The 14718-nt window shown below is 54.2% G+C and carries 16 protein-coding genes; 6 read left to right on the top strand and 10 right to left on the bottom strand.

Annotated elements, in window-relative coordinates:
• The first annotated feature begins 348 nt into the window (after positions 1-348).
• Positions 349-597 carry a DUF3297 family protein gene (locus CX650_RS12460; RefSeq protein WP_025011888.1) on the top strand — a complete coding sequence of 83 codons (249 nt, stop codon included), beginning with the start codon at positions 349-351 and terminating at the stop codon, positions 595-597.
• A 418-nt stretch (positions 598-1015) separates the two neighbouring features.
• On the opposite strand, the gene CX650_RS12455 is transcribed toward CX650_RS12460, so the two are convergent.
• The 10 genes from CX650_RS12455 to CX650_RS12410 all read right to left on the bottom strand — a co-directional run bounded on the left by CX650_RS12455 (position 1016) and on the right by CX650_RS12410 (position 10366).
• Entirely contained in the window at positions 1016-1660 is a 645-nt protein-coding gene (locus CX650_RS12455) for a DUF799 domain-containing protein (RefSeq protein WP_101095989.1), read from the bottom strand.
• Entirely contained in the window at positions 1657-2016 is a 360-nt protein-coding gene (locus CX650_RS12450; protein ID WP_101095988.1) for a DUF4810 domain-containing protein, read from the bottom strand. The genes CX650_RS12455 and CX650_RS12450 overlap by 4 nt, the downstream gene beginning before the upstream one ends.
• A complete protein-coding gene (locus CX650_RS12445) occupies positions 2013-2333 on the bottom strand; it encodes a hypothetical protein (RefSeq protein ID WP_071477076.1) in 321 nt (106 codons plus the stop codon). The genes CX650_RS12450 and CX650_RS12445 overlap by 4 nt, the downstream gene beginning before the upstream one ends.
• Positions 2330-3301 (bottom strand): CsgG/HfaB family protein, encoded by a 972-nt coding sequence (locus CX650_RS12440; RefSeq protein ID WP_101095987.1) that lies wholly within the window; start codon positions 3299-3301, stop codon positions 2330-2332. The genes CX650_RS12445 and CX650_RS12440 overlap by 4 nt, the downstream gene beginning before the upstream one ends.
• A 364-nt stretch (positions 3302-3665) precedes the next feature.
• Complete coding sequence (trpA, locus tag CX650_RS12435) at positions 3666-4469, bottom strand: tryptophan synthase subunit alpha (protein WP_101095986.1); 804 nt, start codon at positions 4467-4469, stop codon at positions 3666-3668.
• Complete coding sequence (trpB, locus tag CX650_RS12430; RefSeq protein ID WP_101095985.1) at positions 4466-5695, bottom strand: tryptophan synthase subunit beta; 1230 nt, start codon at positions 5693-5695, stop codon at positions 4466-4468. Before trpB ends, trpA begins: the two co-directional genes overlap by 4 nt.
• Before the next feature lie 58 nt (positions 5696-5753).
• Positions 5754-7142, bottom strand: coding sequence for a bifunctional indole-3-glycerol-phosphate synthase TrpC/phosphoribosylanthranilate isomerase TrpF (trpCF, locus tag CX650_RS12425; RefSeq protein ID WP_101095984.1), 1389 nt, complete (start codon positions 7140-7142; stop codon positions 5754-5756).
• The gene (gene trpD, locus CX650_RS12420; protein WP_101095983.1) at positions 7139-8215 is read right to left on the bottom strand and encodes an anthranilate phosphoribosyltransferase; all 1077 of its coding nucleotides are present in this window, start codon (positions 8213-8215) and stop codon (positions 7139-7141) included. Before trpD ends, trpCF begins: the two co-directional genes overlap by 4 nt.
• Positions 8208-8810, bottom strand: a complete 603-nt coding sequence (locus CX650_RS12415; protein WP_071477071.1) for an aminodeoxychorismate/anthranilate synthase component II — start codon at positions 8808-8810, stop codon at positions 8208-8210. The genes trpD and CX650_RS12415 overlap by 8 nt, the downstream gene beginning before the upstream one ends.
• Complete coding sequence (locus CX650_RS12410; protein ID WP_101095982.1) at positions 8807-10366, bottom strand: anthranilate synthase component 1; 1560 nt, start codon at positions 10364-10366, stop codon at positions 8807-8809. Before CX650_RS12410 ends, CX650_RS12415 begins: the two co-directional genes overlap by 4 nt.
• A 355-nt stretch (positions 10367-10721) precedes the next feature.
• On the opposite strand from CX650_RS12410, the gene rnm reads away from it, so the two are divergent.
• The 5 genes from rnm to rluB all read left to right on the top strand — a co-directional run bounded on the left by rnm (position 10722) and on the right by rluB (position 14543).
• Positions 10722-11582, top strand: a complete 861-nt coding sequence (rnm, locus tag CX650_RS12405) for an RNase RNM (protein ID WP_028780247.1) — start codon at positions 10722-10724, stop codon at positions 11580-11582.
• Positions 11579-12199: an L-threonylcarbamoyladenylate synthase gene (locus tag CX650_RS12400; protein ID WP_025010668.1), complete on the top strand. Its 621-nt coding sequence runs from the start codon at positions 11579-11581 to the stop codon at positions 12197-12199. The genes rnm and CX650_RS12400 overlap by 4 nt, the downstream gene beginning before the upstream one ends.
• Before the next feature lie 77 nt (positions 12200-12276).
• Positions 12277-13068 (top strand): segregation and condensation protein A, encoded by a 792-nt coding sequence (locus tag CX650_RS12395; RefSeq protein ID WP_025010667.1) that lies wholly within the window; start codon positions 12277-12279, stop codon positions 13066-13068.
• Between the two features lie 11 nt (positions 13069-13079).
• On the top strand, positions 13080-13670 hold the full coding sequence (scpB, locus tag CX650_RS12390; protein WP_025010666.1) for an SMC-Scp complex subunit ScpB: 591 nt from the start codon (positions 13080-13082) through the stop codon (positions 13668-13670).
• A complete protein-coding gene (gene rluB, locus CX650_RS12385; RefSeq protein WP_025010665.1) occupies positions 13671-14543 on the top strand; it encodes a 23S rRNA pseudouridine(2605) synthase RluB in 873 nt (290 codons plus the stop codon).
• Positions 14544-14718: the final 175 nt, after the last annotated feature.

Here is a 14718-nt window from a genome sequence, read left to right as displayed (position 1 = left end):
ATCCCATGAAATCGGCGCAGGTTTTGGCTTTGCGCCGTTTTTTGCTGGATTTTTCCCAAATGCCATTTCCATTGGGTTTGAGGATGAGGTATTTGGCCGAATACCCAACTTAAGCTGCCGGCTCGTTGCATACGCAGTTAATTTTTTGGAACCTGACTCTATTGATTCGCTTATCAACGGGCGTGCTATAGAGTCAGATAAAGTTTAGCTCATGGCCAAACAACCAAATTGGCTGATTGGATTGATAAAAAGGGTATAATCCGTGTGGATAAAGCTATTCGCCACTATTGAGGTGGATTGGGGGATTGCCTACAATATCGCGAGTTTTATTTACCCAAGATGAAGATTATGACCGATACCAAAGTACCACCTGCTCTGCCGGATCGCCTTTCTATCAACCCACGCAGCCCACACCATGTGGCTGAAGTGTTTGAGTTCGATGTGGGCATTCGCATCAATGGCAAAGAGCGCAATGACGTGGAAGAGTACTGTATTAGCGAAGGCTGGATTAAAGTCGCTTCTCACAAAGCGCTCGACCGCCGTGGCCAGCCCTTGTTGATGACCATCAAAGGCACAGTAGAAGCCTTTTATAAGTAAGCTTTTTTAACTGTAAATATTTCATAAAGGGCCATCTGCAAAGATGGCCTTTTTATCAGTGAGTACCTTGCTCTGAAATAGTCTTCCATCTTGGTTGCTTGGATGAAACCGGAAGCAGCTTGCTTCCAATTAATCATTTTCTCTGACTTAATCATCTCCCCAAAGACTCAGTTGAGAAATTCGCTCAATTAATATCGTAAAGTATCCATTGTTTGGGCGGAAATGCGTAAAAATCTAATAAAATTCAGATGTTTGTTTAATACTGTTCCGGCTGTGGTGCAGAGCTCTCGACAAGGTTTGCATGGTTCAGAAAACGCCCCGGATTGAAACCAGCTTAGGCTTTTGTCGTTTGCGATGCCTAAAAAAGCCAGGGAATACCCTGGCTTGAGCAAGAAAAAAGCTTAACTGATTTTTTGAGCTACTTAATCTCTTTGGGTTTGTATGGACCATTAGGTAAGTAGGTCGATTGATCGCTATAGAAAACCTGGTAGTTAGCCATCCGGGTCAGAGGCATATAATCGGGAGCCGCGCGGTTAATTGTTGCTGTGATGACAGCCCCTATGAGATCGGCCAACGGGTTACCGGTAGAACTATTTTGGGGCGTATATTGCATTTTTTTTGAGGTTTGCCAAATCGTATCCCCGGTTTTGTTTTTGAATGCGTATGTAAACTCTACTTCTGTCGTACTTGAAATAAGCATATATGTGGTATCCCACCGCTCTATCGTGACATACAGAACCACATCTGCACCAAACATTTGTACCAAAGAGGTCACGGGTAGCTGATGTATCTCTTGAGGCTCGTAAAGACCTTCATATTCAAGGATTGTCTTCACTGTATTTGATGGATAGACATAGTAACCTTTCTCTGCAAGCATTACAGGTAAAGAGCTATACACCGCAAGCGGCGCATCGACATCAACGCTGTGGTTTATGACTGGGAGTATCAGAATTGAGCTTGGATTGTGTTCTTCAAAACCAGTTTGACGTGGAGCTGTCGTTGCTTGACATGCGGAAAGTAAGGCAACTAACGCAACTGAAAAAGTTAATTTGATAAATTTCATTGCTTATTACCGTTTTGACGTTGAAGGTTTTGCACTAGAGTCTTCATTAAGGCTGCGCTTTCCGGCCATGTGTTCGCTTCTTTTTCATAAAAGGATATTGCTCCGGTTATATCACCTGATTTGAGCTTGAAAGTTCCGACTTCAGCATATAACCCAGGTGCTGGTCGTTGTTTATTATCTTCAATTTGTTTCAGGTGACCTTCAAGTGCTATAGGGAACTCCTTAGCTGCGACGGGATCGTGATAGTATTCGTACAGGCCTTCATCATAAACTCCCCAGTTATATAAAGTTGTCGATTTACAGCCAGCTAAGCCAAGCATTACCAATACACATAGGCCAAGTTTGATACGGTTCATTTGATCAAGACCTCTTTTGTCACGCCATCGGATACATAGATTTTCTGCGATGAAATAACAGTATCACCATTCAGGATCTCAATAATGTGAGTACCAGGAAGAATACGCAAAGCTTGAGTACCATTAGTGAATGGTGCGACAGGGCCATTGTCGAGTCCGTCAACGATTACACGCATTCCTTCTACATCAGAAGTATCGCTTACTTTAAATACAATTTGAGGACGATTGTCTACAGTTGAACTAGTAGTGGTTGGCATTTGTACACAACCTACATTGAGGGATAACACACTCAGTATCAGGGCTAATTTTAACTTCATTGTTTCGCCTCCACCACATTAAGTTCTGTGTATTTAAGACCATCAATTGAACCGCTGGAAATACTGGTTATTGCGCCTTCGTTTGTTTCATTGTCGCCAAAAAGCTGTATTACTGAAACAGTAGCGACTTTCTTTCCAGGTAATGTAATATCGAAACCAGTTTGTTTGGACTTGACGACTTTTCCCTGAGTTTCGATATTAAAACTCATTCCTTGTTTTATACCTTGTGACTTACCGCCACTGATGTAAATCATCCCGTCTTCAACAGCTAGAATGTCGGTTTGCCAAGGACGGGTTTGCATTTCGGCGGTCAATTTGCTGATAGCATCTGATATCGCGTTAGATATCGCAGCATCATTGAGTGTTCCATCGTAAGCAGCTTTAGAACCAAAGCCTGCAACCGAAGCGGCCTCAGAACTACTTTCCCCAGCTCCTGATAGAGAATGGTAAACCAGCCCAGTTTTGCTATCGACTAAGCGTAAGTCAACTTTAGCAAAGGCGACTTGTTTTTTAGTGGAAGAAAGGAATCCACTTTTTCCTTCTGTTTTACGGCCAAACTCAGTGAGAGAGCCGATTATTAAAGTATCAACACCTACTAGGTTTAGCTTTTGTCCAGTAAGCTTTGCCTCATCTTTAAGGCGCTCAATATCTGGACGTTCAAATACGAGATATTGGCCTGACTCTGTCAGAGCTTTTGATAACATGTCGGTTACTTGCTTACCAAGTACATCGCCTTTGTCATCTCGCAAAAGGCTTTTGCCGTAGATGGTTTCATTAGTAATTCGGCCAAGAGCTAATTTACGTTTTAGGATGGGATTGGTAACCGATGCCTCCATGGCTGCTTTTTGTGCTTCAATTTGAGCTTGTTGAGAGTGAGGGCTTTCCTGGGACTCAACTTGTGGAGATTGGGTTGCGCATCCACCTAGAGCTAAAGCGAGTGTACCGGCAGTAAATAAACTGCGTTTCATTTTTGTGTTCCTTAATTTATTGGTTACATTTTGCAACGTAAGTTTATTTAGTGTGAATATTTTTTTATGGGCTAATGTTCACATTTTATATTGATACTTTGGCCCTGCACCTTCCCAAGGTTTGGGAGCATTAATAGAGTGCTTAACCTATAACTTTAAGAAACAGTGTGAGACCAAGCACTCTAAGGTGTTAAAAAAATGACTCTTTTATTTTACTTATCTTACAAAAGATGACATTTGAAGATATCCCGTTGCTCGATTGAAAATCAAGTGTAAATGAGTGTATTGGGTTGTGCGTGACATAAAAAAGCCAGGGAATACCCTGGCTCGAGGATTAAAGAGGGAGGGGCGAATAAGTCCTCCCTTAGCTGGCGTCCTTCATGGCACGGGTAAAGTCGGCCAGAGTGCTCAGTAGCATATCGGGGGCATTTTGGTGTTGCTCAATGATCCTGACCACGGCAGAGCCCGAGATGGCACCGGCGGCGCCGGCGGCAATTGCGGCGCTGACCTGAGCCGGCTCGGCGATACCGAACCCCAACAGTGGAGGCGGCGCATCGAAGGCTTTAAGCTTGGCCAGTACCTCATCCACCGGCATACCGGCCTTATTGTCGGCGCCAGTTACCCCGGCGCGGGACAGCAGATAGGTGTAGCCTTCAGCGGCTTCACTCACCGCCTTGAGAGTATCATCATCGGCATTGGGCGGCGCAATAAAGATAGGCGCTATGGCATGGGCCTTGGCGGCTTCTATAAAAGGCGCGGCTTCCTCAACCGGCACGTCGGCTATCAGCACTGAATCGACCCCGGCCTCGGCGGCGTGGCGATAGAAGTTGTCGATGCCGTTGGCGTACACCAGATTGGCGTACAACAGCAGGCCGATGGGCAACTCGGGATGACGGCCGCGTACCTCGGCGATAAGCTCGAAGCACTTGGCCGGCGTGGTACCTGCCGCCAGCGCCCGTAAGTTGGCGCCCTGGATCACCGGGCCATCGGCCAACGGATCGGAAAAGGGGAAGCCCAGCTCAAGGGCGTCGGCACCGTGGGCAATCAGGGTGTCGATAATCTGCAGCGACAGCTCAGGGCTTGGATCGCCCAGTGTCACAAAGGGAACAAAGGCGCCGCGACCTTCGGCCTGCAGCCGGGCAAAAGTGGTTTGATAACGTGTACTCATGCCTGTGACTCCTGTGATTTATCTGACTGCGCAGATGCAGCCTGGCGCTCTGCCAGGATATCGGAAACGGTAAATATGTCTTTATCGCCGCGGCCGGAGAGGTTAACCACCAGTATGGTTTCTTCGCGGCACTCTTTGGCCAGCCTGATGGCATAGGCCAGCGCGTGGGCCGACTCCAGCGCCGGAATAATCCCTTCGCAGCGGGCCAGTAACTGGAAGGCCTCCAGCGCCTCCTCATCGGTGGCCGACTCATAGGTGGCGCGTCCGGTGGCGTTGAGGTGGGCGTGTTGCGGTCCCACAGAGGGGAAGTCCAACCCGGCAGAGATGGAGTAAGACTCTTCTATCTGGCCGTTGCTGTCCTGCATCAAGGGCGCCTTCATGCCAAAAAAGATGCCTGTCTTACCGTGCCGCAGCGGCGCGCCGTGCATCGGCGTATCTATGCCTTTCCCGGCCGGCTCGACCCCTATGAGGCGCACCGAGGCTTCATCTATGAAGTCGGCGAACATACCTATGGCGTTGGAGCCGCCGCCGACACAGGCAATGACGGCGTCCGGCAGTCGGCCTTCACGCTCGAGGATCTGCGCCTTGGTTTCGGCGCCTATCATGCGCTGGAACTCCCTGACTATGGTAGGGAAAGGGTGAGGCCCGGCGGCGGTACCCAGCAGGTAGTGCGCCTTGTCATAGCTGCCGGACCAGTCGCGCATCGCCTCGTTGCAGGCATCTTTGAGAGTGGCCGAGCCTGAGGTGACAGGAATGACCTCGGCGCCCATCAAACGCATGCGGAACACATTGGGGCTTTGGCGCTCCACATCTTTGGCGCCCATGTAAATTTTACACTTAAGGCCCAGCAGGGCGCAGGCCAGGGCGGTGGCCACCCCGTGTTGACCGGCGCCGGTTTCGGCGATGATCTCGTTTTTACCCATACGCTTGGCCAGCAGCGCCTGTCCCAGCACCTGGTTGGTCTTGTGGGCGCCGCCGTGCAGCAGATCTTCCCGCTTGAGGTAGATTTTCACCTTGTCATTGGGCGACAGGTTACGGGTCAGGGTCAAGGCGGTGGGACGCCCGGCATAGTTTTTCAAAAGCTCGGTGAACTCGGCCTGAAAGGCGGGATCATTCTGGGCCTCGACAAAGGCACTTTCCAACTGCTTCAGCGCCGGCATCAAAATCTGCGGCACATACATGCCGCCGTATTCCCCGAAATAAGGGTTGAGTTTTAACTCGCTCATACTGCTTTCCTTAGGATACTTGTTGCGCCTGTCTGACAGGCGAATACTGTTGTTCTTGTCAGGCTTTGAGCTGCTTAAACACCGCCTGCAGTGCTGCTCTGTCTTTGATGCCGGGGGTGCTTTCCACCCCTGAGTTAAAGTCCAGCCCGAAAAAGCCCTGGGTGGCAGCCAAGGCGGCGTTTTCCGGACCCAGGCCACCGGCAAGCATGGCGCGCTCGCGCTGGGCGAGCCCTTGCTGCCAATCGAAATGTTTGCCGGTACCGCCAAAGTTGTCGCCGCTTTTACTGTCATAGAGATAGCGGTCGGCGCCTTCCGGCAAGGCTGGCAGCTCGCCGCCGTCGACATTGACCGGAACAGCCTTCCAGATCTCGGCCTGGTGCCCATTTTGCTCAAGCAGCTGCTTGAGCTTGGTAATATCTTCGCTTGATTCACTGCCATGAAGCTGCAGCGCGCTCAGTTTCAGTTCATTGGCCAGCTCGGCCATCTTAGCCGGTGATTCATTGACAAATACCCCCACCATCGCCAGTTTACGTGGCTGCTCGGCGTTGTAACGGCACAGCTCGGCGGCGTGGGCGCGGCTGACACAACGGGGGGACTTGGCGGCGAAGATGAGGCCGCCGTAGACGGCGCCGGATTTTGCCGCATCCAGCAGATCCTGCTCCCGGGTCAGGCCACACACCTTGTTGTTGCCATAGATAAGGCGGCGACAGGCCAGATCCAAATCGGCCTCGGCCATCAGCGAGCTGCCCACCAAAAAGCCGTCGACCAGCGGGCTGAGGCGGCGCACATCCTCACGGCTGTAGATCCCGGATTCGCTGATGATCAGTGTCCCCTCGGGGATCTTGGGGGCTAAGTATTCTGTCATCGCCAGATCTGTACTCAGATCCCTGAGGTTGCGGTTGTTGATGCCAATAATCGGCGCGCCCAGAGCCAGCGCCCGCTTGAGCTCTTGCTCGTTGGAAACTTCCGTGAGGGTGTCGAGGGCATATTGTTCGGCTTCGCTCGCCAGCAATCGATACTGCTCATCGCTGAGTACCGACAGCATCAGCAAGATGGCATCGGCGCCCTGATGGGCCGCTAACTTAACCTGATAAGGCGAAACAAAAAAGTCTTTGCACAATACCGGCTGTTTGATTCTGGCGCGCACCTTGGGCAAATAACGAAAGTCACCCTGAAAGAAGGCTTCGTCAGTCAGTACCGACACCGCGGAGGCGTAGCGGCTGTAAACATCGGCAATGGCAACCGGATCGAAGTCTTTGCGGATAAGCCCTTTGGAGGGGCTGGCCTTCTTGCATTCCAGAATAAAGCCGGCGCCTTTTGCACTGAGTGCCAGATACAGGCTGCGATCCGACGTCTTGGGCGTCAGGCTATCTTCGGGAAAACGCAGCTTGAGGGCTTCAATATGCTGCTGCTTGGTGGCGACGATACGCTCAAGCACGTTACTCATGATATGGCTCCTGCCTTGCTGGGTTGTGGTGAGTTGGCGTCATTGTCTTCAGTCTGGGTTTGGTGGGCCTTGTCCGCCAGGGCATTGAGTTTGGCGCAGGCGCGGCCATCATCCAGGGTGGCCAGTGCCAGTTGGGTGGCCTGCCTGAGATTGTCAGCCTTGCCGGCGAGATAGAGCACGCAGGCGGCATTGATAGCCACGGCGTGACGCTGGGCGGCACTACCTTTACCGGCAAACAGCGCTTGGGTAATAAGGGCGTTTTCTGCCGGGGTGCCGCCTTCCAGCTCGGCCAGCGTCGCCTGCGGCACGCCAAAGTCTTCTGGGGTGAGGCAATATTCCACTATCTCTGCACCTTTGAGTTCAGCCACCTGGGTTGCGCCGTGCAGCGCCACTTCATCCAGGCCGCTGCCGTGAACGACCATGGCGCCTTTGACGCCAAGGGCCCGCAACACTTCGGCGATGGGGCGAACCAAGCTTGGGCTGTAGACCCCGAGCAGCATGTAGTCGGGGCGAGCCGGATTAATCAGCGGGCCGAGTACATTGAACAGGGTGCGGGTCTTGAGCGCCTGGCGCACAGGTACAGCGTGCCGCACTCCACCGTGATAATGGGGTGCAAACAGAAAACACAGGCCGTTGTCTGCAAGGTGTTTGGCGGCGCACTCGGGCGACATGGTCAAGTCTATGCCGAACTGTGCCAGTAGATCGGAAGAGCCCGACTTACTGGACACCCCGCGGTTGCCGTGTTTGGCAACATTGACTCCGGCTGCGGCGGCAACAAAGGCGGCCGTGGTAGAGATATTGATGGTGTTGTGGCCGTCACCGCCAGTGCCGACAATATCCACTACCCTTTGGCATTGGTGCGGAAACGGCTTGGCGGCGGCCAGCAGGGCATCGGCGGCGCCGCTGATCTCGTCTATGGTTTCGCCCTTGAGCTTGAGCGCGATCAGCATGGCTGCCATCTGGCTTTCACTGAGCTTGCCGTCGATAAGCTCGGCAAACAGGCTGGCGGCCTGGCTACGGCTCAAAGACTCGCCCCGGTACAGGCGGTCGAACAGAGGTTGCAGTTCAGTCATGGCAGGTTTCCTCGCGGCTCATGGTCAGGTATTGCAGTGTTTGCACCAGCAAGGTGCTGCCAAGGGTGGTGAGAATCGATTCGGGGTGGAACTGGAAACCGACGGCGGCATCACAGCGATGGCTGATGGCCATAGGCATGCCTTCGGTGGTGGCAATCACCTCCAGGCAGTCGGGCACCTTGGTTGCTACCAGCGAATGATAGCGGGCCACGGGCAAGGGGGATGGCAGGTTGGCAAACAGGCCATCGCAGTTGTGCTCTACCGGGCTGGCCTTACCGTGTACCACTTGGGGGGCACGCTCAACCTTGCCGCCGTAATGTTCAACCAGGGCCTGGTGACCAAGGCAGATACCAAGAATCGGCAGTTTGCCGGCCAGCAGCGCAATAAGTTCCATCATGCAACCGGCTTCTCCGGGGGCGCCCGGGCCGGGAGACAAAATAAGCGCCGCCTGACCCGGCTCCGCCAGCATCCGCTCGGCGAGCAACTGGGCACTGACATTATTGCGGTACACCAGCACTTCAAAGCCCAGGCTGCGGAACTGATCCACCAGGTTGTAGGTGAAGGAGTCGAAGTTATCCAATAGATAGAGTTTCACAGGCCACCTCCCATCTTGATTGCACTGATCACTGCCTGCGCCTTTTGCGCGGTTTCGTCGGCCTCGGCCTGGGGATCTGAATCATAGACCACTCCGGCCCCGGCCTGGATGTGCGCCATGCCTTCGCTGACGAAGGCGGAGCGGATCACTATGCAGGTGTCCATATCACCGAGGGCGTTGAGATAACCCACGGCGCCGCCATAGCTGCCGCGGCGCTGCTGCTCGGTTTCACGAATGAGTTGGGCGGCGCGCACCTTGGGGGCGCCCACCAGGGTGCCCATGTTCATGCAGGCCTGATAGGCGTGCAGGGCGTCGAGATTTTCCCTAAGCTGCCCGGTTACCCGGCTGACCAGATGCATCACATGGGAGTATCTGTCTACCTTCAGCAGCTCGGCCACTTTACGACTGCCACTCTGGCTGATGCGGGCGATATCGTTGCGGGCCAAGTCCACCAACATGATGTGCTCCGACAACTCTTTCTTGTCCAGTCTTAGCTCCAGCTCTATGCGGCTGTCGAGATCGAAATCTATCTCGCCATCTGGGGTCTTGCCGCGTTTGCGGGTACCGGCGATGGGGTAAACCTCAACCTGATTGCCCTTGGCTTCATACTTGAGGGCGCTTTCCGGAGAGGCGCCAAACAGGGTGAAGTCGGCGCTGCGCAGGTAAAACATATAGGGGCTGGGGTTGGTCAGTCTCAGTGCCCTATAGGCGCCCAGAGTATTGGGGCAGGGCAGGCTGAAACTGCGTGATGGCACAACCTGAAATATATCACCGGCGCAGATATGCTCCTTGAGGCGGCTCACCTGGCGGCAAAAATCGGCGTCACTGATATTGACGCTGGCCTCGGCATGTACGCCGCTTAAAGGGGCAACATCTTCCAGCAGCTGGCAGTTGGTTTCTATGGCATCCAGTCTGGCGCCAAGCTCGGCTTGCACCTCGCTGTTACCATTAAACTCCATCACCACGGCTTCGGCGCAGCCCTTTTGGTGATCTACTGTTATCAGGGTTTCAGCCAGATAAAACAGATAGTCGGGGCAGTGGTTGGCGCCCTGGCTTACGCTTGGCAGCGGCTCTGTGCTGGCGATAAGGTCGTACCCCAAAACGCCGCCCAGAAATCCGGTTTCAAACTGGCTCTCTTTTTCATCAATCAGACCCTGCTGCAGTAATCTCAGGCCATCGAGCGGCGAGCCTGCCTTGAGTCTGGCATCTTCATCCAGCTCGGCAGTGATGGGGCGCAGCACGACCTTGAGGCTCTGCTGCTCCAGGCTGACCTCACCGCGCGAGTTAAAGAAGTCGTGAATCGCGGGCAGCAGTCCGGCGCCGTTGTCTGTCAAAGCCTCGAAGCTCAAGGTCGACCCGTCACAGCGAATGGCCAGCGCCGCGTGGCTGAGGATAATGCTTTTCAGGTGATCCTTGCTGTCGATTTCGGCCGACTCCAGCAACATGCTGTGAGGCTTGTCCCGCGTCAGTTGCTGATACAGTTTCAGGGGATCGTCGTAATAGGGCAGTGACCGCGTCTGGCGGTGTACTCTGGCGATTGGCTCGATTCTGTTCATCTGTCCTTCCTGTTGTTCCGCTGTTTAGCCTGGCTGCGGGGTTTTCCTGACCGTTAAGCACAAAAAAGCCCGCAATCTCTTGCGGGCTCTTTGTTGAATTTGGCTGCGTTATTTTCAATCGTGCACAGCGCTTCACACTACCCGCGTTAAGGGAAGTGCCACCACCAGATGATGTTGAGTGAAGCGTTGAAGTGTGTCATTGAAAATTTGTCCTCTCGACGTTTGACCTATAGAAAAACCCAGCTGCCCGCCAATGTCAATTGAATATTTTTAATTTATGCAAATTTCTGCCAATTTGCCGTCGCCCAGCGGAGATAAATCGCATTTTGCCAACAAAACCAAGTACAATAGCGCTATGATAACTGAAAATACTTTGGCCGATCTTCACAGCCATACCACAGCCTCAGATGGCCAACTGACACCGTCTTTGCTGCTCGAACGCGCCCTGGAAAAGGGGGTTGAGCTGCTGGCGATTACCGATCATGACACAGTCGCCGGGCTGGATGAGGCCCATGCCTTCAATGCCGGGCAGAGCGCGCCTTTGACCCTGGTAGACGGGGTTGAGATCTCTACCCGTTGGCACGCCTATGATATTCATATCGTGGCGCTGGATATCGACCGCCACGACGAAAACCTGCTTGTCTTTCTCGAGCGTCAACGTGAGCTCAGGGAAGAGCGGGCTCGCGAGATAGGCGCAAGGCTTGAAAAGGCCGGTATTCCAGGGGCATACGAAGGCGCCAGGGCGCTCGCCGGTGATGCGGCGCTGAGCCGTGGCCATTACGCCCGTTTCCTGGCCGAGCAGGGGCACGCGCCGGATAGCGCCAGCGTGTTCAAGAAGTTTCTCGGCCGTGGCAAAACAGGCTATGTGCCCAACAACTGGGGTGAGATGGCGACGGCCATAGAGGTGATCCACAACGCAGGTGGAGTGGCCGTGTTGGCCCACCCCAGTGGCTATCAACTGTCGGCCAAGTGGCTCAAACGCCTGGTGCGCGAATTCAAGGCCGCCGGTGGCGATGCCATGGAGGTGGTGCTCGGGCAGCAAACCACAGACGACAGAAATAATTTAGGGGCGCTGGCCACTCTCAACGGCCTCTACGCCTCGGTGGGATCCGATTTCCACTTTCCCGGCCGCTGGCTGGAACTGGGCAAGAATCTGTATCGGCCCCAGGGATTGAACTGGGTCTGGCAATGCAAGCAATGGACAATAACTAAATGAGTCAATTTTTCTACGTACATGAGGTGAATCCTCAAACCCGTCTGATAAGCCAGGCGGTGAGCATTCTGAAAAGCGGCGGGGTCATAGTTTACCCCACAGATTCCGGCTATGCGCTGGGTTGTATGATTGGCGATAAAGACGCCATGAGCCGTATCGCCAGAATTCGCCAGATAGACAATGATCATAACTTTTCGCTGATGTGCCGCGACTTATCTGAACTGTCGACCTATGCCAGAGTCGATAACCAGGCGTTTCGCATTCTGAAGAACAACACACCGGGTTGTTACACCTTCATCTTCAAGGCCACCAAAGAAGTGCCAAGAAGGCTGCAGAACGAAAAGAAACGCACCATAGGCATTCGGGTGCCGAACAATGTTATCGCCCTGGCGCTGCTGGAAGCTCTGGGTGAACCCTTGATGTCCACCAGTCTTATTCTGCCCGGCAACGACTTTACCGAGTCGGATCCCGAGCATATCCGCGATATTCTCGAACATCAGGTAGATGCCATTCTCCACGGCGGTTACCTGGGCGAAAAGCCCACCACAGTGATAGACATGTCTGAAGGCGAAATGGTCATAGTCCGTGAAGGCAGTGGCGATATCAGCCCATTTCTTTAACCGCTCAATAAAGGTATAATCGCGCGTTTGGTCGGCCTATGCCGCCTTAAGGATGCTGCCAGAGGAGAGAAAACGGCTTGAGTGAAGGCGTTCAACAGAGTCTGCCGCTTGCCGTAGTGCGGGGTGAGGCGCTTAGAGAGCTGCCTGCCGATCTCTTTATTCCTCCCGAGGCGCTTGAGGTGTTTCTTGAGGCGTTTGAAGGGCCGCTCGACTTGCTTTTGTACCTGATCCGCAAGCAAAAAATGGATGTGGTAGACCTGCCCATCCACAGGATCACCGCCCAGTATCTTGAGTATATCGAGCTGCTGCAGGGCGCCAGGGTAGAGCTGGCGGCCGACTATCTGGTGATGGCGGCAACATTGGCGGAAATCAAGTCGCGCTTGCTGTTGCCAAGGCCGGAGCTGGAAGCCGAGGAAGAGGAAGACCCCAGAGCCGTGCTGATCCGCCAACTCAAGGCTTATGAAGCCATAAAAGAGGCGGCGGTGCGGCTGGATGAACTGCCCCGGCTCGAGCGGGACGTATTCCAGGCCAAGGCGGGCAAGGCGCCGGATATCAAGCCCTTGCTGGTGCCGCCGGATGTGTCTTTGGCCGAACTGGCCCGGGCCTTTGGCGAGGTACTCAAGCGGGTGGAAGCCGGCACTTCTCACCAGGTGCAGCGCGAGCAGCTTTCTACTCGGGAGCGGATGAGCCAAATTCTGGCCATGCTCTCCAGTGAGCATTACACCCCTTTTGAAGCCCTGTTCAAGGTGGAAGAGGGGCGCGCCGGAGTGGTGGTCAGCTTTCTGGCGTTGATGGAATTGGTAAAGGAACTGTTGGTGGAACTGATCCAGGCCGAACCTTTATCGCGAATTTATCTCAAGGCGTACTGACGGGAGCCGACTTGGCGAAGATTAACGACCTTCAGCTGAAACAACTGATCGAAGCCAGCCTGTTTGTGCTGGCCAAGCCCATGACCTTGAAGGCGCTGAGAGAAACCGTACTGGCCGATTTCAGTGTCTCCCGCGAGCGTATTCGCGCCGCGGTGGATGAATTGACCCTGGATTATCAGGAACGCGGAGTACAACTGGTCAAGGTTGCCGGCGGTTATCGGTTTCAGACCCGCGACAGCCTCAGCCCCTTGCTGCAACCTCTGTGGCAGGAGCAGGCGCCCAAGTATTCCAGGGCAACATTGGAAACCCTGGCGGTTATCGCCTACCGTCAGCCTGTGACCCGCGGCGAAATTGAGCTGGTCAGAGGAGTGGCTGTCGGCAGCCAGATTATCAAGAATTTAACAGACAGACGCTGGATCCGCGTTGTGGGGCACAAAGAGGTGCCGGGAAGGCCTTCGTTATACGCCACCACTACAGAGTTTCTGGCTTACTTCGGTCTGGACAGCATAGCGGATCTGCCGCCTCTGTCCGACGCCGAATCATTAGAGGCGGTATTTTCGGGGATGAAAACACCGCCGGAACCCTTAGAAGAGTCAACTTGAATGAGCGAAAAATTGCAGAAAGTCTTGGCCCGTGCAGGCCATGGCTCCCGTCGTGAGATGGAGGCATGGATTGCTGCAGGTCGCGTGAGTATTGACGGAGAAATCGCCAAACTGGGTGATCGCATCGAAGCCGACGCCAAGGTACGTATCGATGGCCGTGCGGTATCGCTGAAATCTGCCGATGATGTGATCTGCCGGGTACTGGCCTACCACAAGCCGGAAGGGGAGATCTGCTCGCGCAAAGATCCCGAAGGCCGGCCCACAGTATTCGATCGTCTGCCCCGCACCCGAGACAGCCGCTGGGTTGCAGTGGGACGTTTGGATATCAACACCTCGGGTTTGTTGCTGTTCACCTCAGACGGTGAACTGGCCAACCGCCTGATGCACCCCTCCAATGAAGTGGAGCGTGAGTACGCCGTGCGTACTTTCGGTGAAGTGCCGGAAGCGGCGCTGCAGCGTTTGCGCAGCGGCGTTATGCTGGAAGATGGCCCGGCCCAGTTTGACCACATCAAGGCCGCCGGTGGCGAAGGCATCAACCAATGGTGGCACGTTACCCTGCGCGAAGGGCGCAACCGTGAAGTGCGTCGTCTGTGGGAATCCCAGGAAGTGCAGGTGAGCCGCCTTATTCGGGTGCGTTACGGCATGATAGAACTGCCCAAGAGCCTGCCTCGTGGCGGCTGGGTCGAACTGCCGCTGGAGCAGGTCAACTACCTGCGCCAACTGGCGGGCATGGATCCGGAAACCCGCTCCATGCTGGGCGCCGACAAACACAGCGTGGCCCGTAACAAGGTACGCAGTGCCAAGGTGCGCCGCGCCGTGCGTAAACACAAGACGGCGGCTGGCAAGCCCAAACCAACCCGGCAGCGCAGCTGATACTGCCAAGGCTTTCGGCAGTGTGTTAAAGCTTGTCGATAGCTTATCTAATCCCATCTAAAGATGTGATTCCAATGCAATGAAAGGTCGCCGCGGCGTAATGCCGATCAGTTAAGACAGATCGCTTGACGATCTCACTGAAAGGATCAAAATCCGATGACCCCATGTCATCGGA

Origin of the sequence: Shewanella indica (assembly GCF_002836975.1) — a bacterium.
Taxonomy (GTDB): domain Bacteria; phylum Pseudomonadota; class Gammaproteobacteria; order Enterobacterales; family Shewanellaceae; genus Shewanella; species Shewanella indica.
Note: the sequence above shows the minus strand (reverse complement) of the source record. Positions and strands in the feature narration are given on the sequence as shown.